Here is a 23,048-nt window from a genome sequence, read left to right as displayed (position 1 = left end):
CGATGTATATTCTTACTCTGCAACAAAAAAAGCCGCCAAGTTGGCGGCTTTGCATACAGCAAAGACTTGTTTTCATGCTGGACACTGTTGGATAACGTTAAATACTCATGGTTTACTGGATGACTATTTGTTGGCTGAATCGCTATAAACCGTGCTTAATCTTGATGTCGCCCTAATACCATTAGGGCCTTCAATGATAATACGACCTTGTTCCGTAAGGCTGGATCCTTGCCAGTCAGTGGCCATATCCAGATAATCAAGACCCGGGCTGTTTCCTTTCCAAGACCATGCAAGATAACCTACGCCCTTTTGCTCAGCGTAACTCATAATGGTAGCCTCATCCACATCACCGCTTGTATGCTTAATACCAAATTCTCCAATCAGCAGAGCCAGGTTTTTATTCAGTACATTATCCATATTGCTCTTTACTGTGGCGGCATTTCCGCCGGCATATTCGTACATATGAATGGAGAACATCGTATTTTTAAGTGGATCTGCATTAAAGACTTCTGTTCCGTAGTCAAAAATGGATTGCGGGTACTGCCCCCATCCTGCACCGTCAACAATAATTGTATTTTTGATGCCAGCATTTCTGAGCTTAGGAATAACAGACTTATAACCTTGCGCCCATCCTCCTCCATCCCAGGTTCCATACCATTCGTTCGCGATATTGAGGATGACGGTGCTTTCTTTCCCAATGAGTGCGCTTTTCATTTCAATCCAGTAATTAGCGATATTATCCAATACAGCAGCGCTGTCAGACCCTGTGCCATCATGGACTTCAAGAACAACGACTAATTTGTTTTGCTCTGATAATGTGATTAAATTTTGTATCGCTGACAGATCATCTTTCGTCCATTGCTGACCATCTGACAGTACGATTCTAATAGTATTCGCTCCCGTTTTCGCAATGGCGGGGATCGCTACAGACTCTTGTCCCTTATACCAGGTATAAGCGTGATTGATTCCCCTCATCACAAACGGATTTCCCTTGGCATCGTAGAGCGTTGTTCCGTTAATATAAAAACCTGTATTCTCAGTTGTAGAATTCGTCGTAACTTTTATGATATTACTTGCTGCTGAAATATTTCCTGCTGCATCCCTGGCTTTTACAGTGAAGCTGTATGCTGTATTAGCGGTAAGTCCCGTCACCGTATAACTTGTCGTGGTTGTTGAATCGACTAAAGTTGTTCCATTATACACATCGTAGCTGGTAACATCTACATCGTCTGTGGATGCGGTCCATACAAGACTTACCGAAGTATTTGTTTTGGAGTAGCTTTTCAGATTTGTTGGTGTTGTTGGTGCCGTCGTATCAGGGGTTGAGTCAACAAGCGTAAACTTCCACTTCTGCTGATCATTTCCGTTATCCGTCCATTGCTGCACATTTGCCCCGTCATTAGTATAACCCCCGATTACATCCAGCGCTTTACCGCTAGATTGTACAAGCAGCTTATAATATCCATCGCCGACGTCAATCATTTTCCATTTTTGATTAGTTAAATCGCTGTCTGTCCATTGCTGTACACTAGCACCATCTTCTGAGGAGCCTCCGGCTACTGTTAATGCTTTACCGCTGGATTGTACAATCAATTTATAATATCCGTTGCCAACGTCAATGACTTTCCATCTCTGCCGAGCGCTGCCGCTGTCCGTCCACTGCTGCACCTTCGCTCCATCGGCAGTTGAGTCTCCTGCTTCCAGATTTTTGCCGCTATGCTGTGCCGTTAGTTTATATGTTTCACCTGAAACAATATTTGTGTTAGCTGTGGTGGTGGTAACATCAATCACATTGCTTGTATCTGACACGTTACCTGCGGCATCTCTAGCTTTCACGTAAAAGCTGTACGCCATGTTGGCTGTTAAGCCGGTAACGATGAAGGATGTCGACGCACTGGAACCTACGAGGTCTGATCCTTTGTAGATGTCGTAGCCTGAAACACCTACATTGTCTGTAGATTCCGTCCACTGCAAGCTTACTGTCGTATCCGATACAGAGGAACTGACCAGATTGGAGGGCACTGTTGGAGGTGAGTTATCCTCCGGCTGGTCAGCTGAATGCACTTCAAATTCCCAAAGGGAATATCCGTAGCTGGTAGCCCTTTCAATGCCACTCATTTTTACATATCTAGCGTCTGTTGCTTCGAAAGATATCTTATCGATTCCTCCATCTCCAGTCGTGGTGGAATAGACGGTAGTCCAATGATCATCATCCGTCGATGTCTGAACTTGGTAAGACTTCGCGTAAGCGGCTTCCCAGTTAAGCGTAACGCCATTGATTTTGGTGGTGCTACCGAGATCTACACTTATCCACTGCGGATCTGAATATTGTGAGGACCATCTAGTTAGCGGGTCACCGTCAATCGCAAAATCAGCCGCTTTACTCGCATCTTCGATGGAGCTTGCGGTTGCCAATTGGGTAAGCCTAGTATTATCGGAAGCGCTCACATTTTTGATCGGCAACATACTCATAAGCAGTCCAAACAAAATCAAGCATGTTATGGTTTTTTTCATTCCCAAACCTCCTATTGAGCATAATAAACAGCTAATTGGTTACCCCTGCGTCTCATAGATTTCAATTCCAATCTCTATCCCTGAGGCATGGCAAAGTCTTCTCCTTTCCGTTCATAATTGGGACAAAAATAAACAAACGTGGAACAACCCTTAAGTAAACGCTTTCTTTTACAACTAAAAAATTATTCGCTTTAATAGATTTTCTGTATCATTCCCAGCGATGAAATTTTATCAAAGCGACCTAAAGCATATATATTTTTGTTTTCCAGTACTATGCCTTGATGATTAAAAAGTTTTAAAATCTGTTTTCCTAACTCCATGGTATGGGTCCTAAAAGTGCAAAACAAGACAACTTTCTCTCAACAGTTGTCTTGTCTAGCTTTGTTATATTTATATAGTTGTCGATTAAACTCGATATTCTCAGGGTGGTAATCTTGTTTACCAGAAATATAAATCGCTCCCCTTGAGCTTGAACATAGCCTCTATGAAGAAATAGTCACCGTAAATGATGGAATGATGATGAGTGGCTGCATGATATGAGGCAGAGCCGTTCTTAAGGATACAGTCACAGCTAGTCGTCCAGTCGACATGTAGCGCCTGCAGCAGTTTTATCGCTGCTCGCAAATATATATCTTTCTCATGCAACCCGACCACTTTGGCAATCTCGATCAGACCACAGGCGGCAATGGCTGCAGCCGTCGAATCCTCAAGCGCCGGTTCTTTGGGCTGTCTGAAATCGACTGGAATAACCCCATTTTCAGGTATATTGGCGATAAAATAATGGGCAACCCTCTTGGCCGTATTCAAATACTCTTCTTTTTGCGTATGGTTATAGCTCATCATGAACCCATACAATGCCCAGCTTTGCCCCCGCGTCCATGAAGATCCTTCCTCGTACCCCTGTCCGCCATAGCTTTTTACCACTCCGCCTACAAATGGATCCAATTCGACAATATGGTTGACGGACCCATCTGCTCTCACAAAAGCATTCATGGTCATGTCTGCATGCTTCACAGCAATCTGCCGAAAACGAGGATCGCCGGTTTCTTCGGAAGCCCAGTACAAGAGCGGAATGTTCAACATGCAGTCAATGATGGCCCAGCCTCTGGTATCTTCGCCTTCTAGGTCGTTCCAGGCTCGGATGAATTCCCCTGCCAGATTGTAGCGACCTGCAAGTAGGTTTGCCGCGTGCATTGCCCGTTTGCGGGATACTGGATTCTGGGTGAGTTTAAAGTTAGCCACACTCGTGGGGAGCCACATGAAGCCTACATCATGATGCAGACCATAATAATTATGAAAGCAGGCATCCAGTTTCTGCTCAGAGATTTCAGCAACGTCCTTGTATTTCGGATTGCCTGTTGCATGATACATCTGCCACAGCATTCCCCCCCAGAATCCGTTGGTCCACCAATTTATTCCATCCGCTTCCGTACGGGTAGGATTACAGACCGATCGGTCATCATGTTCACCATCGATTGTTGTATACGGGATTTTGTTTCTTGATTTTTCGCTGAGCCAGTCCATCTTAGCGATGATTTGGTCTGCGATCTCGTTAACCCAAACGGTTGCGCTATCTAAAGTAAACATGAATTTCATCCCTTCTTTTTTCTCTAATATGAAGACAACCCCAGCCTGTCGCGAAAATAACCAAACGTGGGCGAAAATAGACGTAACCCTCTATTTCCCTTTCTGCGGAGAAGTATGGTCTACAAGACTTTCCAGAGGAAGGTATTCAAAATAGTCAAACCAGGCCTCCTTGCTCTGCCTATCCAGATCTTGGACACAGATTCCGACAAAAGCTCCTGTAAATCCGAGTTTGCCTCCATATTCGTCTGACAGTGTGCCAAAGTCCTGTGGATTACATACGGCAGTCCACTCCTGCCCGTCAGGAGATGCATAGAATATCAAATCCCGTCCATGAATTACGGCTTTCAAATAGTATTGCTTCCAATCTACTACTGAAAGCTGCATTGTCGAAATCTCATCATATTTGCCTGCCTTAGATAGGATTACACCTAGCGTAACTCCACGGATTTCGTCGCCAGTCACTCGTAAGTAGTAGTAATCTCCATCATCGTAGTAGCAAACCAAACCGGCCATTTCATAAAAGCTTTCCGGCTTAAATTCCATGCAGGTCTCCACCGAGCAATGGAAATGCTGGATTGGGCGGGCAACCATGCTTTGATCATGTAAAGACGCAAGCGATTCTCTTCCGCGTAAGCGCAAGAATCCGGGTCTGTCGGTCAGGCTAACCCATGAGGGATCGAATGGGACACGCAGACTTTGATACGCAAAGCCAATGTCCTCCCTGTCAAAGTGGTCTCTAGGTTCTTCTGCTGGAAAAGGATGGCTTGGCAGGTTCGGAGCTTCTGTCTCCAGAGCCGGTAATTTGCCGCCATGGCTCAGACGTAGCCAGCCATCTTCGGTCCATATACACTTCTGAATCGCTGTTTCCCTGCCGAGCGGATTCATTAAAGAAGTGTCAGAAAAAGGCCTGGTACACAAATGGGCCATATACCACTCCCCGTGCTGCGTTTCGACCAGCGTCCCATGACCCGCCTGCTGCAATGGGTATGTTGGATCGTGCGCCGTGGTCATGAGCGGAAAATGGGGGTCAGTTTCATAAGGTCCGGTCAGATTGCGGCTGCGCGCAAGAGTTACCATGTGCTGAACCCCTGTTCCGCCCTCTGCGGTTAATAAATAATAGAACGCTCCCCGTTTATACAGCTGGGGTCCTTCTGTAACGCCTACTGGCGTGCCCTTATAAATTTCGTGTATTGGTCCAATCAGGGATTGAGACTTTGCATCATATTCCTGCATGATAATACCTGAAAAGTTGTTGTGATTTTTTCTGAAGTCCCAACGCATATTGAGCAGCCACTTGCGTCCGTCATCGTCATGGAACAGAAATGGATCAAAACCGCTGCCATTCAGTCTTACCGGTTGGCTCCAAGGACCCTCAATGCTTTTCGAACAAATGATATAGTTATGCAGGTCCTTATACACTCTGCTGCGCGATTTTACATCCGTAAATAACAAATAAAATAAACCATCATCATAGGAAATTGCAGGCGCCCAGATTGATCCGGATGCGACATTGCCTCTTAAATTAACTTGAGAGGATTCTGTAAGAGCTCTGGCTGTCAGCCTCCAATGAATCAAGTCCCGAGAATGGTGGATTTCCACACCAGGAAACCACTCAAAAGTAGAAGTAGCCATATAGTAGTCATCCCCGACTCGGATCAGAGAGGGGTCAGGATGAAAGCCAACCAGAACAGGGTTAACAATTTTGTTCATGTCTAAGGAGAACCTCCTGTAGAGTAATTTGTTAAATGGAAGGAAGAAGGATTTTTCATCCTTTTGTGGCCCCTGACGAAATTCCTTTAATGAAGAACTTTTGCATAAAAACGAATGCAATAAGCACAGGAACAACGGACAAGGCGGTTCCGGCAAAAATCATATCCCATCTTGACGAAAACTCCCCGATATATCGATAAATTTCTACAACCATCGTTTTGGGTTCACCGGATGGAAGTACTAGCATTGGCAAGAGAAAATCGTTCCAGATGCCAAGCCCGTTCAATACGACCATACTAGCCGTAACCGGACCTAACAACGGAAATACAATTCTCCAGAAAATAGTGTACCTGCTACAGCCGTCAATCTCTGCTGCTTCTTCAATTTCCTTAGGAATCCCTTTTACAAAGCTTGTGTAGAGCAAGCATCCGAAGCCCACAGCGCCTGCGATATAAATAAAAATCGGTCCTGCTAGACTTCCGTAAAGGCCAAGGATTTTAAGCTCTTTGAATAACGGAATCATGTAAGCCTGAAAAGGAATCATCATCCCGGCAAGAAAATAAAGGAACACGAAATGGGTCCATTTGGCGTTTCTTCTTTCAATCGCATACCCTGCCATCGGAATAATCAAGATTTGCATAACGATTGAAACAACGGTCAAGATCAAACTATTGACAATTGCTTTTGGGAACTCAGTCTCAGTCAACAAATATTTGAAATTGCCTAGATACAGTGAGGTCGGAAATGACAGAGCATCGCGCATAATTTCACCATTGCTTTTGAAGGCAGACATTAGGTTAAATAGAATCGGAAAAAAGAATACGACCGCTACTAGCAGAGTAACCACGAACAGGATCACTTCGCCTATTTTTTGGCGTGCTTGCATGCTCATATCAATACTGCACCTCCCTTTTTCGGAGAATTTTCACTTGAATAACGGTAATGATCAATATAATGACAAACAATACCATAGCAAGAGCAGTGCCGAAGCCCTGTCTCAATTCGCCAAAGCCTACCTTATAAATAATGTAGGTCAACGTTTCAGTCGCAAAGCCGGGTCCCCCATCCGTCATAACAGCAATTTGATCGAATATTTTTAGTGCACTGATCATGGAAAGCACCATACATACGGTCATAGAGCCAGCAAGCAGCGGAAAGGTAATATAACGGAACTGCTGCCAGCCATTCGCTCCATCAATGCTTGCGGCTTCAGACAAGTCTGCTGGGATTCCCTGTAGCCCTGCCAGATAGATGATCATGTAATAACCAGCACCTTTCCAGACCGTGGACAGAATGATGGACAGCATTGCGTATTTGGGGTCTCCCAACCAATCGACAGCCCAGCTTCCAAGTCCGACTGTGTCTAGGATTTGATTTACAACGCCAAAATTATAATTAAGGATCATCGCCCATACGAAGCCCATAACGATCCCGCTAAGCAAAGTGGGAAAGTAAAAAATACTGCGAAATAAATTTTTGAACCACCTTATCCTATCAACCATCAGGGCCATGGCAATCGCCGCTATGTTTTCCAGAATGACTAGACTTATGGTCATGATGAGTGTGTTCTTAAGCGCATTATGAACCCGGGGACTATTCCATATCTCAATAAAATTTGCGAAGCCAATAAATCGGATATCCTCGCTTATTCCATTCCAAGAGGTAAAGCTGAGATAAACACTGCCAAGGGTAGGAACGATAACAAACAAGGTGTACAGTATCAATGATGGAAGTATAAATATTATGGCAAAGGGGTGCTGCTTTTTCTTTTTTAGGTGAGCTGTCGCTGTAGCAATGCGCCCTCCTGTTGATGCTGTGGGTGCTCTCATACAATCCATTCCTTCCTATAAAGAGGAACCACTTAGGAGCTGATTCCTCCAAAGGTTTTATTTCACATCGAATTCGCCTTCACCTGATTGTCATATTCCGTGTCCACCTGCTGCATATAAGTCTTGACATCTCCGTCGTTCACGACCATCTCCTGCAGCTTTTTGTAGAACCAGTTGCGGAACTGAGGCTGTATCAAGTTTTCTCCCCACCAGTTATTAATAGCCAAAGACTTCGTAACATTCGGGTCGTTCATCAGATCAAGAGCCACCTGCATGGCTTCCCCGGTCTTATACTCGACTTTCTCTTTCGTTGACGGAATTCCGTTGATGCTCGCAAGATACTGCGAATATTGCTCCGGATCGAAGAAAAAACGAATGAATTTTTTGATCGCTTCCGTTTTCTCAGGGTCCTTGGCTACTTCAGCGGACAAGGACCATCCGGCAGGCGATGGAAGCCCTATAATATTCACTTTGCCCTTGCGATCAGGCACCGCATAGAAGCCGTATTCAAAGTTCGGGTCAGCTTCTTCGATTTGTGAAAACATCCAGGTCCCAGAGTATAGTTGAGCGGCTTTGCCTGTAATCAGAAAGGAAGCCGTTTGATTGTCAGGAGTACTAAGCCAACCTTTATCCACATAATTTTTGAACAGTTCTTTATAATCCGTCATCGCCTGTACGACATTTTCATCCGTAAAGCTGACTTTCTTGGCTGTTTTCTTGGAATTCCAGTTTGGATCTTTTGAATACACATCATCAATAAGAAACTTGTTTACCCAAAATCCCATATGAAAAATGTCTTTTCCACCAACCACAAGCGGAGTCATTCCGGAAGCCTTCAATTTTTCTTGGATGGCAATGAACTCGTCATACGTTTTAGGAAGCTCAGTGATCCCTGCATCCGCATATGCTTTCTTGCTGTAGATAATGCCTTGGGGTGCATTCATTGATAAAGGTGCATTCCACACTTTACCTTCTACTGCCGGAGGTGAATCTAGCAACTGCACTAAGTCTGAAGGCAGTTCAACGATTTTACCCGCATCAGCAAAGACCTCTGTATCCCGCATCTCTACCAGATCAGGAAACTCGCCAACCGCATCCTTCGTTTTCAGCCAATCGAGGTAGGAGCTGCTGGAGTTTTCACTGTAATCCTTTACTTTAATATCAGGATTGGCCTTCATGAATCTTTGGATGGTATCGGCTATCGCTTTTTTAGCAGCCGGATCTCCTGAGGCATATCCAATGGTAAAGCTCACTTTCTCTCCCTCATGATCAGACCTCGTTCCATTCGTATCGCTGTTGCTTCCACTACAAGCTCCCAAGAACATGGTCGTTGTAAGCACTAGTGCACTTAACGTAAATTTTGCCATTTTCAGCATAGCTACTGAAACCCCCTCTTTAATGTAATAAAAGCTGTTGAAAGCGGCTGTGTCACACAAGTAAGCGCTTTCGTTATTTAGAATAACATTAGCTGGTTTTTACTTGTATGAACTTTTTTAAGCCTCATATGGGGGGAATTTAAGAATGAAAAAAGAACGGACGAGTCATCCGCTCTTGATGCAGGCTTTACTTTTCAGGGATAGGAAAACAGAGCAGCACAGACGTTCCAATATTTTCATGACTGCTTACGGATAACCCATATTGTTCTCCGTACATGGAACGTATTCGCTCGTGCACATTTTTTAAACCAACAGATCTGCTGAGAGCATCAGGCTTATTCAGGATTTCAGTTATACGCGCCAAAGTCGCTTTATCCATGCCTACACCATCATCGTAAATCGTTATCGCCAGATTTGTTTCCCTCTTTTCCACAGTGATTGCGACAGTACCTCTTTTCTTCATTCGTAGCCCGTGCTGGATTGCGTTTTCTACGATTGGCTGCAAGGATAATTTTAAGATCGGCCAATCCATTTGAACATCCTGAGAAATATCACAGCGGAGTGTATATCTGTTCTCATAACGGACCGAAATAATATAGAAATAATCATGCAGGTGTTCAAGCTCTCTGGATAGAATTACACGGTCTTCACCGTAATCAATGACGTATTTCAATTGATTGGCCAAGGAGTGAATCATATCAGCGACCTCATCAGCCTCCTTATCCACTGCATTCATCCGTATAACTTCTAAAGTATTGTAGAGATAATGAGGTCTGATTTGGCTTTTTAGTGCATTCAGCTCAGTCTGTTTCTGCTTGATTTGAGCCACATAGGCCTCATCAATGTGTGCTTGAAGACGTTCGACCATCCGGTTAAAGCCTTGGGTCAATCTGCCCATTTCATCGTTGCTGTTCACTGGGAGGTTCATGTCCAATTTTCCAGATTCCACGACAGCCATTTGCTGTATCAGATTTTGGATGGGCGAAGCGAGACGGCGGGAGAACCAGGTACCCATAATAATCAGCACTAACGAGCAGATCAGAATCGCAATATACACGGTAGCCCTCGCGGAAAAAAGCTGATCAAACAACCCCTCGCGATGAATGCCAGCAATCAGCCTACCGTTTAGAAAGGGGATTTCCTCCTGCAACACAAGCATTTCATTTTTATTAGAATTCAATAATAATTTTTCATTCAACCTGACATCTAAATGACCGAAGTAAATATCATCCTTGCCATCAATCAGTACCAGTTCATCCTGGTCTCCAAGGTAAAGCTCACTTAGAAACCGATTAAACATAGACTTATCGATATCCAGAAACAGCGTACCCACCACTTTATGTTCATGCTTGAGCGGGCCTGAAGTATCGATCAAATTTCGCGCTATAGTGAAAACGTCACGCCTTGCACCGGTAAAATATTGGTCCTGATGTGTTGGGAAGATAGCCACCTTTGAAGGCTGGCTGCTCATTTTCTCTCTCCACTGACGGAAAGGGAGGAATTCGCTTCTAAGCCCCCTATTCTCCCTTTCTTGGTAATAGATTTTCTCGTCGGCTTCCCGTACAAAATAAGCCCCTGTAATATAAGGGTCGCTATATAGGACGGTTTTCAGAAATGAGTCGATAGGAGCCGAATTAATCTGCTCTAGTTCATTAACATTATAGGTTTGATTCCGACGTATATTTTCTGATAATCCCTCATAACGAACGTTATACATAAGCTTGGAAATATCATTGTACTGCTGGAAGGCAGAATTAATATTGTAGCTCATGTACATCACCATTTGCTGTAAGTTGCTGGTTGTATATCGCTCTACATAGCCTGAGAAAATCTGAACGGAAAAGAAACTAAGTGCGAATAAAGGAATAAGCCCAACCAAAATAAAAGAAGCAGAGAATTTAACGAATATACTTTTAGGTATCGGTATCCATGAACGCATGAAGGAGCACCTACTTCATTATGATTGTGGTTGGCGGAAGGATTGCCGATACTCTTGCGGCACCTTGCCGAACTTTTTTTTGAACATATCGCTGAAATGCCTCACATTGTTATATCCTACTTGCTCGGCAATTTCGTACACCATCAGATCACTCTCTATAAGCAGCTTGAGGGCATGTTTCATTCGCACATCAGTGACGTGGTTTTTAAAATTTTTGCCGGTATGCTTCTTGAAAAAGCTGCTAAAATAGTAAGAGTTCATATAAAAAAGAGCAGCCATGGACTCCAGCGTTATATTACTTGCATAATGCTCTTCAATATAGGTCTTAATCTTGATAAGCAATGCACTTTCTTTTCTTGTCAGCTTGCTTGCAAGCTGCTGCAGCATTTCCGATAAAATCTCCTCAACAACATGAGCAACATCGGCGTAGGAAGGACAAGGCGCCAGTCTTTCCAGTAGGGCTCCTTGCTTGCTACTAATGTATTCCATTCCTCCCCCGATCTCTGTAAGCTCCTGATTGATGGTCAAGATAGAGTTGTAAACCCCCGAAATGGCCAAGTTCTTATTCTCCCCGGTTTGAATCCTGATCTGCTCAAGTAACTGCTCTATCAGTAGTTGAAGCTGTTCCTTCTGCTGGTTAATCAGCGCTTTGACCAAATCAGATTGAAGCTCTGTAATGGTTCTATTCTCTGGCTGGACCCTCGTGAGCTCGTCTCCATACCGAATGACTTGATTCATTCCTATAAAATAATTTATTTTAAGCGCTTTCAAAGCAGAGCGATAGGATTTCGCTGTTTCTTCAATGCTCGTTACACTGAGCCCTATGCCGCACGAAATGCTCAGTTTTAAATAGCTGTTAATTTTATGGTGAAGGTCAGTGGCCAGTTGTAGGGGGTATTCTCTCTGTTCATGTTGGATTAGAAGTGCAAAGCCCCCTTCTTTCTGAACCAGCAATCCGTTGCCCGCGTTCAGTTCCTGATCTAATGTCTCTCTAATGATATTGGATAAGGCAAAGTTTACTAGATTGCGTTCCCGCTCCTCCCACTGTGAGCTGTTGGTATTCTCATCAATCTCCAGCACACACACGGTAGTCAATCGGCTTATCGCTATGGCTCCCATTTGTGTGAGTGCGGTGAGTGTCTTTTGTTCCCCATCCAACAACCCGTCAAGCAGCTGTTCTATTGTTGTCGAGCGATTCTTTTTTTCGTAATAAGTCAACATCTCTTTATTGCGCTCACCGTTGGATTCTTCCCGGAGGATTGAGGCTGCCTTTGCTATTACCTTTTCGAGCTGATTTTTATTTATAGGTTTTACCAGATAATCCAGCGCTCCTAACTGAATAGCTTGACGGGCATAGACAAATTCTTGAAAAGCGCTGATAAAAATAACTTTGGCATGGAATCCTTGTTCATTCAATTCTGAAATAATATCAATGCCGCTTCCACCTGGCATGCTAATATCGCTGATAATGAGGTGAGGTTCATGTATACGTATTAGATCGCGGAGTTCTTTCCCATCATTAGCTTCACCAACAATGGTAATCCCAAGCTCTTTCCAGGAAATCAGTTTTTTTAAGCCGCGTAATATGACAGGTTCATCGTCTGCAAGCAATAATTTAATAGTTTTCATGAATAAGTCCTCCTTGCTTGAGCTTATTACTTGTTTGTATGTTCTTAAACCCTATTTTTGTTTCATAAAATATCATGCGAATGAAAACATATAAATGAACTTATTGCATCTTTATGTGTGGTTTTTTTAACCAATTGTTTGAATATGCTGGCCTCTACTCCAGTTGTGGACTTCAGCCAATAGTTGCATGTGTTGTTGGAATTCACTAGTTTTTCTGCATATTTCTCTAAAAAAAACAGCATACCTCTCCTTCTCCATTCTGCTATTGTGTTTCTTGAATAAACAGCAAAGGAGGAGATTTTCTGAACAGAATGTATAAACTATACCAAATGAGTATGTGGAGACGAATGACAGCCCTTTTTTCTGCCCTAATTTTTGCCGCCATATGTATACCTTGGTCGCCAGCATCTGCTTCGTTGTCTACAATGGAACTGCCGAAGGCAACCGATGCTGTAGAAATTATGGAAACAACCAACAACGGATTTCTGCATCCCGGGATCGGAGTAACCAAGGACATTCTTGAAAACATGCGGGCACAAATTATGGCGAAGCAGGAACCCTGGTATTCGTATTATAAGGCCATGTTGGTATCGTCAACCACCTCAAAGTCGATTACATCAAGCAACCAAAATCCTATGGAACCAACGAAACCGGCCAGTGATGCTTTTAACAGCCAGAGTTTTAACTCGCGATTTATATCCGATGGTTTGAAAGCGTATACACAAGCGCTGCTATATTATATTTCAGGCGATGAAATCTACCGGGCTAATGCTATGCGCATTATTCGCATTTGGTCCCAAATGGACCCTGCGAAATACACCTATTTCACCGATGCTCACATTCATACTGGGATTCCGCTGAACCGGATGGTAACAGCCGCAGAGATATTGCGGTACTCCAGTTGCAAGACGGAATCCTTGAGGTGGACGGACCAGGATACGGCCAATTTCAGCAACAATCTCATTATTCCGGTTACGGAAACGTTTCTTCACGATAACAATCATTTCATGAACCAACACACTTATCCCCTGCTGGGAGCTATGGCAGGATATATTTTTACAGACAACACCGATAGATATGAAGAGGCTGTAGAATGGTTTACTGTGAACAAAACGGCAACAGATCAAGGAATTAACGGCTCAATTAAACAACTATTTCGTCTAGTTGACACCAATTCTGTAACGGGAGAGAAACTGGATAAACCGGTCATCCAGCACGTGGAAATGGGCAGGGACCAGGCTCACGGCGCGGGAGACATTACAAATGCAGCGATTATTTCCCGAATGCTTCTTGCCCAAGGTACAAAAATAGATCCGGTAAAAGGCACGGTCTCAAATGCTCCGAATGCGGTGGATATTTTTGATTTTCTGGATCACCGAATTCTGACGGCAGCCAATTATTTTTGGCAATACATGTTGGGATATGATACCCCTTGGACCCCAGTGGTTTATACCATGGATGCGAATGGTAACCCAATGGGCATCTATAGGACGATATCCGATTTTTATAGAGGTAGAATGAACACCGCCCAGTTTTGGGACATATACTACTATTATACTTACAGCAAAGGAGTCAATCTCTCAGAGAAGGCGCCATACTTTTATGAAGCGTTTAGAAAACGTATCCCACCAAATTATTATTACAAAGGTACACTATCCAAAGCATGGGAGAGTCCAGACGGAGGCGGTGATTTCTGGTTGTATATTCCTCCGGCAGCCGTTTTGGAGGGGTCAAATAATGTCCCGAAGGAAATGACAAGTGATGCTGTAGTAGAAATTGAAGACCGATACACGGCTCTTGACAGCCGTTCGACAACCAAGCAGGAAGGTACAATTTCCTATGTGGAAATTACAGCAACGGACGAGGGCAGCACTATTGTACCTTTGAATCTTTCCTTCGGTCAGCGAACCTCCACCAAACTCATCGGCTTGAAAATCAGGACCCAAGGAATCGCAACTCTTGAACTAAGTAAAGAAAAAAACTCTGTTCCTTTCCATACGATTTCGCTGCCGGATACAAAAGGACAATGGAGATATGTCACCTTTGATATGTCCATCGACAGAGTTTCATATGCTCAGATGGATGAAAACTATAGTCTTATGTATATGAAGGTAAAGGGAATCGGTGCCCAGGTAGACCTGGATCACTTCCATGTCCTGGCGGGTAGCCAGTTGTCCGTTCCAGCGTTTGCCTCCGGTTCATCCACACTGAACCTATTTACGTATACAGGCGGAACGATCAACGCAGATTTTTCGGCTACGGATTCGAGCGCTTCAGGTATCATTACCTATGAAATGGCAGATGGGCCTAAGGGCGCCATCTTGGATGCCCACACCGGCGCCTTCACTTGGACTCCTACGCAAATCGGAACAAGTTCTTTTACCGTCGTGGTCAGCGACGGAACCTCATTAGCTACGAAACATGTAAAAATTGAGGTGACAGCTGACCGACCATCTGCTGTTACTGCAGCTACCACCGGATATAATTCGGCTGAGAATTATGTGTCAGCCTCCCTTGCGACTTACACAAATGCATATACAGACGTTATCAATCATATTGCAACGGATACAGATGCAGCGTTTTATGCCAAATTGCAAACCGTTCGTGAGGCAGTAGAAGGATTAGAGCTTCTAAATATCAATTTGCAGGATGGAAGCCTCAACTTTGTGAAGATGCTATCTACGTCTTCCTTCGGCAATTATTTATCAAGTCTCACGGATCATAATGACAACAGTTATGTCGCTTACGGATTGGCTTCGAATCAGTACCATACCCTTGACTTTGGAAGTAAGTTTAAAATCAATGCGCATGTTTTCGAGGTCCAAGGCAGAAGAAGCTTTCCCGAACGGATCTCCGGTCTTGCCGTGTTTGGCTCGAATGATGAGAAGAATTGGACCCGTTTGACGGATCAGCTCACTGTACGAACCGAAGAAAAGCAACGGCTTTACGTGAGGGATGAGTATAAAAACACCCCTTTCCGCTTTTTCAAGCTGGCGATAATCGAGCCGCAAAGTACGATGTTTGAGATCAGTGAATTGCGAATTTACGGTCAACGTCATGAATTTTAAGTAAAGTGCCCCACACCAAACAAACAATCCTCTACCTATTTGGTAGAGGATTGATGCTTTCTTACGCTTCCTATTATGTATCTGTGCGCACATCATCCCAATTCTGTCCCATGTAACCAGTGAGCCATTTTAGCACACGATGACGTTCATACACTACACCATCATCCAGATTTCCAGGGGCTGGCTGTTTATGAATGCGGCTATCCACACACATCCAGTCGTAACGACAGATTAAATCGGCTTCATCTAAAATTTCCTTGCTACTGCGCAGCCTTGAGCTTGACAGAAAAGCCTCAAATGAGTCAAATTGCTGCAACTTTGAAACAGACAATGGCACGTCGCAAATACCAGTTGGGTCACCTAGCTTCTCAAGATGGCCCAAAGCCCATAACAGAGTCCAAAAGCCTTCATAACGCCAGGAGAACTGGACACCCTCTGACTCATCGTCATACTCATTGGATAGGAACCTCTTCTCTTCTGGTGAAAAGAAACGGTCCGCGCCATACTGATCAGTCACTTGATTTATCATTCGATTCGTATCATCCATGTTTTCGCCTGCACCGATACACTCGCCTTTCAGGGCTACAATACACAAAGCAACGGCACGGCCAGCCACTTCCTTAAGGGAACGGATGCTGTCTGCGGCTTCATCTCCTAGCCTTCCTGGGATCGGCGGCATTTGCGTAAAGCCTTGATCGAGCAATATCTTTTCTGACTGCAGCTTTCGCTCCATCCCGGATTCGCTAATTTGATCCTCTCCGTACAAATAACTAACATGAGCAGTCACTGTATAATCTTCCACTTCCGAACGTCCATTCACATCTAGTAGCAGACTTCCGTCAGGTGCAAGCAAATCACCGCCACCCCGGAACATCAGTCCATCCAGCGAATTTATGATAGCAAGTAATTCGGCAAAAAAAGCTTCAGATATATCCTCCTCAGTCTCCACACCAATCACCATATTCAGCGTACTCATTTTGATCAACAGCTTTTGCTGCAACTGTTCGTTTTCAGCAGGAATTTGACTAAAAAAGTTTATCATTCCGTTAAGCATGGAGGCAAACTCCTCCGGATTCGTTTTGCTGGTCATTATGTTAAATCCTTTGATCTTTCTACTAAACCAGCCCCGGCTTTTGACCTCAAACTTAGTTTTGCTTTCATTCACGTGTATCTTGTTGTTGGGATAAATCGACTTTAATAGTGTCTCAACCTGATCCTGATCAAAGGTTGAGCTGTAAAGCGCACAATTTCTCATGATGACCTCCTTATGAAAATACTACGAATAGCCGATGTTTGTTATGGGCACGATTCAACTAACTCTGCAAAATTCGATGCAGTAATGCCTCTCCCTCATTCTCAAACCTTCGCTGTTCCTTCAGAAATTCAGGAACATCTTGCAACCGGGAAGGTCTGTACCCAGGACCGCCACACCCACAGGAATGGTAAGAGTATCCGTTTCGATACAGAAGCTCTACCTTTTTCCACTGCTTGATATCCGTTTGCTTCGGGGCCTGAAAATCATGACCCATGTCATGCATGGGCGTCTGGCATTGCGGACAGATATGAACAAGCCGCTCATATTCATCCTTTGGCATCTCAAAGCGGGATGTTTGCTTATACACCTTCCTACAAGTAAAGCAGGCAAAGATATCTTTGTATGGACCGTACATTGCATATCTACACATATTTTCACCCTCTTCAAAAATTGAAATTGATCTGATATTTTTCTTGAATTATCAAGAATACATTCACAGCGCCACCGTATTAAGAATACATTGATGTCCAGCTGATGTTTCTTTTATATTAGAGCGAAATTACAGAACTAATCAAGCTAAAAGGTCCGTTCTAGCGCATTCCTCGTAGTAGTGATGTTATTGTTTTATAGCATAAAAATTTTGTTCAAGGCTCAAAATGATTGGAGCATGATGTCTTGAAAGTTAACTAAGAAGACTCCTAAGCCGCAGTCAAATCGGGGCTGGAGCCTTCTTTTTTAAGTAATAAATAGTCAAAGCAGAATGTGCAAATCCCAGACCGACTTTTGGGACAGCCCTCCAGTCTTATAATTCTTGTATGCTGCAGGTCAGCTTCAGACTGATACTCGTTTACACATCTAATGTATACAAGGGCAGGTTTTCCGGTAAAGCCGACGGGCGCTGACAGGTGCTCTGCATCGTATAAAAGGTCTCTTGATCGGAAGAGTCATGGAACGCCCACATCGCTTCCAGCACATGGTAGGCCAGTTCCCCGCTAGCGCGGTGAGGCCGTCCGCTACGGAGAGCATAGGCCATATCGGCAACACCGATACCCCGTGTATTCTCCTTGTATCCCGGCTGCAGCGGTGCCTCTGTCCATTCTTGCTCGCCTAACAGTCTATAGCGAACTGGTCCTCCGAACGTGTTCGGGTCAGGCACCTGTAGCGTGCCATGCGTTCCATATACCTCGATCGGTGGCAGAGTGCTTCCACCAAAGATGTCAAAGCTGGTAATCAGCGTGCCGACAGCCCCCTGCTTAAAGCGCAGCAATCCGGCTACATGGGTCGGAATATCGACTGGGATGGTCTGGCCTTTCTTTTTCTCGCTCGTAATTGTTCGCTGATCCATCGCCTTGCTGGTCATGCCCGAAATAGCAGTAATCGGTCCCAGCAGTTGTACCAGAGCCGTCAAGTAATAAGGGCCCATATCAAACATCGGCCCGCCCCCGACTGCATAATAAAATTCAGGATCGGGATGCCAATGTTCATGCCCACGGCTCATCATGAAAGCTGTAGCAGCTACTGGATTCCCAATGACACCGTCCTCAATCAGCTTCAATGATGTCTGTATACCGGAACCGAAGAAAGTTTCCGGTGCGCAGCCAACAAGTAGTCCTTTTTGACGAGCAAGATCCAAGACAGCCTGGCCCTGCTCACGGGTGACGGCAAGTGGCTTCTCCACATAGACATGCTTGCCAGCCGCAAGAGCTCTGAGACACACCTCGGCGTGAACGGCCGGAATGGTCAAATTAATGATAAGTTCGATCTGCGGATCAGCTAAAATCTCATCTACTGTATATACGTTCGGAACGTTGAACGCTATCGCCTGCTCCTCTGCTCGACTTTGGTCCAGATCCGCTACTGCGAACAGCTCCAGAATGTCGAAACGATGGCAATTTTCCATGTAAATTCCGCTAATTTTACCACATCCGATAATGCCTACTTTCATTTTGTTCATGCTGGACTCCCTTCTCCTTTAGAAAAAATGGATAATGGCGTTCTTTTATTACATCGGATACCATCCTGTTCGCGCTACTGCTGCTGGTTGTCTGCCATACCCGTGTATGCCTCTGCCAGCGAGCTACCGTAGCTGGTCGCTGCCTGTTTGCCTGCCGCGGTCCACAGGAACCCGCTGCGCATCATCTCGGTCACTTGAGGTATATCTATGATATCTGCGTGATGACCTAGCGAATTGTAGAATACGCGTCCGCTTCCCCACCGCTTTGTCCATACAACAGGCATATCCACCGGCCCATTAGCCGAATGAGGTCCCGGTACGACCGGGAAGCGTGTGGTTGCCAGCACCTCAACTGCAGGGTCTACATGGAGGTAGTACTGCTCGCTTTTGACCTGAAAATCCTCAATATGGTCCAGCAGCGGGCTGGAGCCACGCTTTATGTTCACCATATACTCCACTCCATCATTACCGGGATGAGCAACCCATTGCCCACCTGTCATGAACTGCCAGTCCACGTTGTTCCGAAAGGCATCACACATGCCACCGTGACAGCCTGCCAGACCTACACCGCTTTGAACCGCTGCTGAGACATTATTGACTAGTTCCTGCTCGATCTGGCCCATAGTCCACATTGGAATGATCAGGTCCAGGCCAAGCAGTTTCTCCGCATCCTGGTAGGCATCAAGGGTATTAGACACCTCCACCTCGAACTGTTCTTCCTTTAAAATGCGTTCAAAAATAGCCGCCACCTGCTCCGGCTCATGTCCGTTCCATCCACCCCATACAATCAGTGCCTTGCGCATCTATAATCCACTCACCTTTCGGAATGTGTTGTTATACTACATTTCTTCAATGGATACCCAGCGACGTTCCTTTATAGATCGTTCTACTGCTTCAAGCACAGCCTGACAAGCGACCCCGTCGTGGAAATTCGGCGAAGGTTGCCGTCCTTCGGAGATGGCACTCAACATCTCAAGCATCTCGTGGGTGAAGGTATGCTCAAATCCGATTGTATGTCCTGCAGGCCACCAGGCTTCGGAATACTTGTGTGCTGGATCGGTGGCGAGCACGCGGCGGAAGCCCTGAACGTCTTCCTCATCCTGTGTGAAATACACTTCCAGTTCATTCATCCGCTCAAAGTCAAACCGTACACTGCCTAGACTACCGTTGATTTCGAATGAATTTGTGCTCCGATGTCCGGCAGCAAAGCGTGTGGCCTCGAAGCTGCCCAGCGCACCTCCAGCAAAGCGTGCTAGGAACAGCGTGGCATCATCGACCGTCACTTCTCCCATTGGTGCATTGGCCTCGGTACTCCTTTTGGAGCTCAATCCGCTCATCTCCATAGCCAGCGGACGCTGTTTGATGAACGTCTCGCTCATGCCGATAACTTCGTCGAACTCGCCGACCAGAAACCGAGCGAGATCAATCAGATGGGCGCCAAGGTCTCCATGAGAGCCAGAACCGGCCACTTCTTTTTGCAACCGCCATACCAGCGGAAAGGACGGGTCCATGATCCAGTCTTGAAGGAAAAACGCACGGAAATGATAGATTTTGCCTAGGCGACCGCTTTCGACGAGCTGCTTCGCCAGCTGGACAGCCGGAGAAAAGCGGTAGTTGAAGCCAATCATATGGTTGACTCCTGCTTTCTCTGCTGCCTGCAACATGTCACGGGAATCTGCCAGTGAAAGCGCAAGCGGCTTCTCACAAAACAGATGCTTGCCATGGAGGGCAGCCTCGATAACAATTTCCTTATGAGCATTACTCGGGGCGTTAATGTCAATGAGATCAATATCGTTACGTTTCACTAGATCACGCCAATCCGTAACACTCTCGGTCCAGCCGAACTGGCGGGCAGCCGCCTGAACCCCCTGCTCGTTACGTCCACAGATGACGGACATCTCTGGCTGCAGCGGGGCATCTGGGAAGAACATAGGTAGACTACGGTAAGCGTTGCTGTGAGCCTTGCCCATAAATTTGTAGCCAACCATTCCAATACGAAGACGATTAGACATGTCGTGATCCTCCTTATAGGTATGAGTTTCAACGAATTATTGATGAATGGTGTTATTGACGAATGGATGACGCCCTGATAATCAGCTCTGTGGACAGAAGTTCTCTTATTGAGTCGCACCCAGTCGCAGTCAGTTCCAGAGCCGGAATGTGGTCCTGAGAATCGGGTATAAGCTTCGAGGCTGCAAGCTCCCCCATCTCATAAAAAGGAACACGAACACTGCTTAGTGGGGGAACAGCCATCTCAGCCGCATCCGAATCGTCATAGCCCACAAATGCTGGGAACTGGTCAATTGCCAGTCCGCGCTCACGGAGACCCTGCATTACGCCGAGGGCCATCCGGTCGTTCGCCGCAAATACGGCATCAATATCATCTAATTTGTCTGCGATGGTAGCCGACGCTTCCAGCCCGCTTCGACGACTGTAATTGCCTTGCAGAATCAGCTCATAGTCATATTCAATACCAGCCTCCTGAAGCGCGATGAGATAACCCTTCAAGCGCTCCGTACTGTTGGAATAGATATCCGGACCGTTGAGAAAGGCTATCCGCTTGCACCCCTGCTCAATGAGATGACTAACGGCCACCCGGCTTCCTTCTACATGGTCTGCATCCACTTCACAGAACGACTGCCCTTCGAAATGGTGATTCATGACACAGAACGGTCGCCCCTCTTGCTGAAGTCTCTTCAGAGCCTCCACCTCATCGTGGTCATCTCTTGCTCCAAGGATGATACAACTGTCCACCTTCTGCTGACGGAAAAGACTGCTGTAGTCCATCCGTTCCCCCGGTTTTCGGAATAATAGTAGTAGATCGAGCCCGCTGTCTCTGGCTTTATTGCCGATGCCGCTCAGCATCTCAGAGAAAAAATAAGCAGAGAACAGATGCGCCTTCGGGACATAGGGCATAACCACACCAAGATGGCCACTCTTGCTTCGGGCAAAGTTGCGGGCCAATGCACTGGGAACATATCCAAGTTGATTGGCAACGTCCAGGACCCTTTTCCGCGTATCTTCCTTAATAGGACCGGTCGCGTTCAATACTCGAGACACCGTCGCTTCAGACACGCCAGCGAGTTCTGCTACTTCCTTGCGCGAAACGATATTTCCCACCTCCAATCATTTTATGTACGCGCGTACATTTTCTCATGCTGCTATACCTCTGTCAATCCCGAAAAGCGTGCCCTATGGATATATAAGCTTTTTTCTCCACAAATTCTCTCTAGGGCTTAATCAGGCTGATCATTCCCACTCCTATCATCAGCACCGTAATTCCCACAAGTATAGCTATCCATTCCTGAGAGCTTTTCTTTTCCTTAAATATTAAAATGCTACCGACACAAGCAATCGCAATGCTCGCTTGAGAGATCGGAAAACTAGCCGCCATGCCGATCAAACCGTTGGAAATAAATAGTGCTAGATTAGCAATGCTCCAAACCAATCCTGTAGACAAATTGCGAAGTACTGGAGAGAATCGCAGCCGATGTTTGCCTTTCAGATTTATGACTATGGCCGAGCATAACATCCCGAGCGATTGCGGCAGAATGATGGACAGCTCCAATATATTAAAGTACTGATTGATAACTACATAACTGCTTAACGCTAACCCGGAGCAAACCAGCATCATAATAATTCGTAACGGCAAAGGCTTAGACAGCCCAGCAGACTTGCCCTGATAGCTGGTGAATAGAACTCCCGCCAAAATACATAGAAGAGAACCAACACCCATCCCATATTGGTAACCTGTTATCCATTCACCCAAGATAAGTGCGGCAAATAGCGTCGTCCCTATCAACTGTAGACCGCAAATTACAGGAATGGCAATGGATGCGCTTACTTTTTGGAAAGATCGAAACTGGAGCAATTGTCCAGCGGCCCAGAAAATACCGGATATAAAACTTATCACAAAAGGAATCGGTGCTAATGAAGCTGGCTGAATGATATACAAGCACAGGGCAAACAACACAGCACCAATAACAGTACCTGTCAGCTGTTCTCGGGGACTGGCTTTAGTCATATACGCCAATATCGGCATGACTCCCCAGCCGACAGCTGGAATAAAAGCAGTTAAGAAATCCACGCACGGTTCTCCTCCCGCAAAAGTACTCTTCCTACAATCGCTAAAAATACCATGCAGGAAAAAACCAACAATTTTACGATAGCAAAAAAAACCGCTTTCA

Annotated in this window: 16 protein-coding genes; 1 reads left to right on the top strand and 15 read right to left on the bottom strand. The window is 45.4% G+C overall.

Translation table 11 applies throughout. From position 1 onward, the window contains the following. Positions 1-123 precede the first annotated feature (123 nt). From MMB75_RS06595 to MMB75_RS06560, 8 genes are all read right to left on the bottom strand, one after another. Positions 124-2,514, bottom strand: coding sequence for a cellulase family glycosylhydrolase (locus tag MMB75_RS06595; RefSeq protein ID WP_103042452.1), 2,391 nt, complete (start codon positions 2,512-2,514; stop codon positions 124-126). Positions 2,515-2,952: 438 nt separating this feature from the next. Further along, complete coding sequence (locus MMB75_RS06590; RefSeq protein ID WP_045244548.1) at positions 2,953-4,101, bottom strand: glycoside hydrolase family 88 protein; 1,149 nt, start codon at positions 4,099-4,101, stop codon at positions 2,953-2,955. Between the two features lie 90 nt (positions 4,102-4,191). Continuing rightward, positions 4,192-5,811, bottom strand: coding sequence for a glycoside hydrolase family 43 protein (locus MMB75_RS06585; RefSeq protein ID WP_045244547.1), 1,620 nt, complete (start codon positions 5,809-5,811; stop codon positions 4,192-4,194). A 55-nt stretch (positions 5,812-5,866) separates the two neighbouring features. Further along, the gene (locus MMB75_RS06580; RefSeq protein WP_016820843.1) at positions 5,867-6,703 is read right to left on the bottom strand and encodes a carbohydrate ABC transporter permease; all 837 of its coding nucleotides are present in this window, start codon (positions 6,701-6,703) and stop codon (positions 5,867-5,869) included. 1 nt (position 6,704) lies between these two features. Further along, positions 6,705-7,640, bottom strand: a complete 936-nt coding sequence (locus tag MMB75_RS06575) for a carbohydrate ABC transporter permease (protein WP_045244546.1) — start codon at positions 7,638-7,640, stop codon at positions 6,705-6,707. A gap of 62 nt (positions 7,641-7,702) precedes the next feature. Beyond that, on the bottom strand, positions 7,703-9,016 hold the full coding sequence (locus MMB75_RS06570; RefSeq protein WP_016820840.1) for an ABC transporter substrate-binding protein: 1,314 nt from the start codon (positions 9,014-9,016) through the stop codon (positions 7,703-7,705). 187 nt (positions 9,017-9,203) lie between these two features. Further along, positions 9,204-10,955 carry a cache domain-containing sensor histidine kinase gene (locus MMB75_RS06565; protein WP_016820839.1) on the bottom strand — a complete coding sequence of 584 codons (1,752 nt, stop codon included), beginning with the start codon at positions 10,953-10,955 and terminating at the stop codon, positions 9,204-9,206. Positions 10,956-10,973: 18 nt separating this feature from the next. Beyond that, entirely contained in the window at positions 10,974-12,584 is a 1,611-nt protein-coding gene (locus MMB75_RS06560; RefSeq protein WP_016820838.1) for a response regulator, read from the bottom strand. A 311-nt stretch (positions 12,585-12,895) separates the two neighbouring features. Here MMB75_RS06560 and MMB75_RS06555 point away from each other — a divergent pair, with 311 nt between their 5' ends. Beyond that, positions 12,896-15,652, top strand: a complete 2,757-nt coding sequence (locus MMB75_RS06555) for an Ig domain-containing protein (RefSeq protein ID WP_260846292.1) — start codon at positions 12,896-12,898, stop codon at positions 15,650-15,652. Positions 15,653-15,725: 73 nt separating this feature from the next. Here the strand turns inward: MMB75_RS06555 and MMB75_RS06550 are convergent, their stop codons facing one another. The 7 genes from MMB75_RS06550 to MMB75_RS06520 form a co-directional block, all read right to left on the bottom strand. After that, positions 15,726-16,907: a DUF4272 domain-containing protein gene (locus MMB75_RS06550; RefSeq protein ID WP_016820833.1), complete on the bottom strand. Its 1,182-nt coding sequence runs from the start codon at positions 16,905-16,907 to the stop codon at positions 15,726-15,728. A gap of 58 nt (positions 16,908-16,965) precedes the next feature. Further along, the gene (locus tag MMB75_RS06545) at positions 16,966-17,337 is read right to left on the bottom strand and encodes a hypothetical protein (protein WP_016820831.1); all 372 of its coding nucleotides are present in this window, start codon (positions 17,335-17,337) and stop codon (positions 16,966-16,968) included. 417 nt (positions 17,338-17,754) lie between these two features. Continuing rightward, positions 17,755-18,861, bottom strand: coding sequence for a Gfo/Idh/MocA family protein (locus MMB75_RS06540; RefSeq protein ID WP_016820830.1), 1,107 nt, complete (start codon positions 18,859-18,861; stop codon positions 17,755-17,757). 74 nt (positions 18,862-18,935) lie between these two features. Continuing rightward, positions 18,936-19,664 carry a ThuA domain-containing protein gene (locus tag MMB75_RS06535; RefSeq protein WP_016820829.1) on the bottom strand — a complete coding sequence of 243 codons (729 nt, stop codon included), beginning with the start codon at positions 19,662-19,664 and terminating at the stop codon, positions 18,936-18,938. Between the two features lie 36 nt (positions 19,665-19,700). Further along, complete coding sequence (locus tag MMB75_RS06530) at positions 19,701-20,873, bottom strand: Gfo/Idh/MocA family protein (protein ID WP_016820828.1); 1,173 nt, start codon at positions 20,871-20,873, stop codon at positions 19,701-19,703. A 52-nt stretch (positions 20,874-20,925) separates the two neighbouring features. Further along, entirely contained in the window at positions 20,926-21,987 is a 1,062-nt protein-coding gene (locus MMB75_RS06525) for a LacI family DNA-binding transcriptional regulator (RefSeq protein WP_080942680.1), read from the bottom strand. Between the two features lie 103 nt (positions 21,988-22,090). Continuing rightward, positions 22,091-22,948: a GRP family sugar transporter gene (locus tag MMB75_RS06520; RefSeq protein ID WP_045244545.1), complete on the bottom strand. Its 858-nt coding sequence runs from the start codon at positions 22,946-22,948 to the stop codon at positions 22,091-22,093. Positions 22,949-23,048 lie beyond the last annotated feature (100 nt).

The organism is Paenibacillus sp. P2(2022) (assembly GCF_029522175.1).
GTDB lineage: Bacteria > Bacillota > Bacilli > Paenibacillales > Paenibacillaceae > Paenibacillus > Paenibacillus polymyxa.
The sequence above is the reverse complement of the archived record's forward strand: the minus strand, read 5'-3'. Positions and strand labels throughout refer to the sequence as shown.

Coding starts and splice junctions, on each gene's coding strand:
- MMB75_RS06530 (WP_016820828.1), bottom strand. CDS start 20,873: ATGTCTAATCGTCTTCGTATTGGAATGGTTGGCTACAAATTTATGGGC.
- MMB75_RS06545 (WP_016820831.1), bottom strand. CDS start 17,337: ATGTGTAGATATGCAATGTACGGTCCATACAAAGATATCTTTGCCTGC.
- MMB75_RS06535 (WP_016820829.1), bottom strand. CDS start 19,664: ATGCGCAAGGCACTGATTGTATGGGGTGGATGGAACGGACATGAGCCG.
- MMB75_RS06580 (WP_016820843.1), bottom strand. CDS start 6,703: ATGAGCATGCAAGCACGCCAAAAAATAGGCGAAGTGATCCTGTTCGTG.
- MMB75_RS06565 (WP_016820839.1), bottom strand. CDS start 10,955: ATGCGTTCATGGATACCGATACCTAAAAGTATATTCGTTAAATTCTCT.
- MMB75_RS06585 (WP_045244547.1), bottom strand. CDS start 5,811: ATGAACAAAATTGTTAACCCTGTTCTGGTTGGCTTTCATCCTGACCCC.
- MMB75_RS06555 (WP_260846292.1), top strand. CDS start 12,896: ATGTATAAACTATACCAAATGAGTATGTGGAGACGAATGACAGCCCTT.
- MMB75_RS06540 (WP_016820830.1), bottom strand. CDS start 18,861: ATGAACAAAATGAAAGTAGGCATTATCGGATGTGGTAAAATTAGCGGA.
- MMB75_RS06590 (WP_045244548.1), bottom strand. CDS start 4,101: ATGTTTACTTTAGATAGCGCAACCGTTTGGGTTAACGAGATCGCAGAC.
- MMB75_RS06570 (WP_016820840.1), bottom strand. CDS start 9,016: ATGCTGAAAATGGCAAAATTTACGTTAAGTGCACTAGTGCTTACAACG.
- MMB75_RS06550 (WP_016820833.1), bottom strand. CDS start 16,907: ATGAGAAATTGTGCGCTTTACAGCTCAACCTTTGATCAGGATCAGGTT.
- MMB75_RS06575 (WP_045244546.1), bottom strand. CDS start 7,640: ATGAGAGCACCCACAGCATCAACAGGAGGGCGCATTGCTACAGCGACA.
- MMB75_RS06560 (WP_016820838.1), bottom strand. CDS start 12,584: ATGAAAACTATTAAATTATTGCTTGCAGACGATGAACCTGTCATATTA.
- MMB75_RS06595 (WP_103042452.1), bottom strand. CDS start 2,514: ATGAAAAAAACCATAACATGCTTGATTTTGTTTGGACTGCTTATGAGT.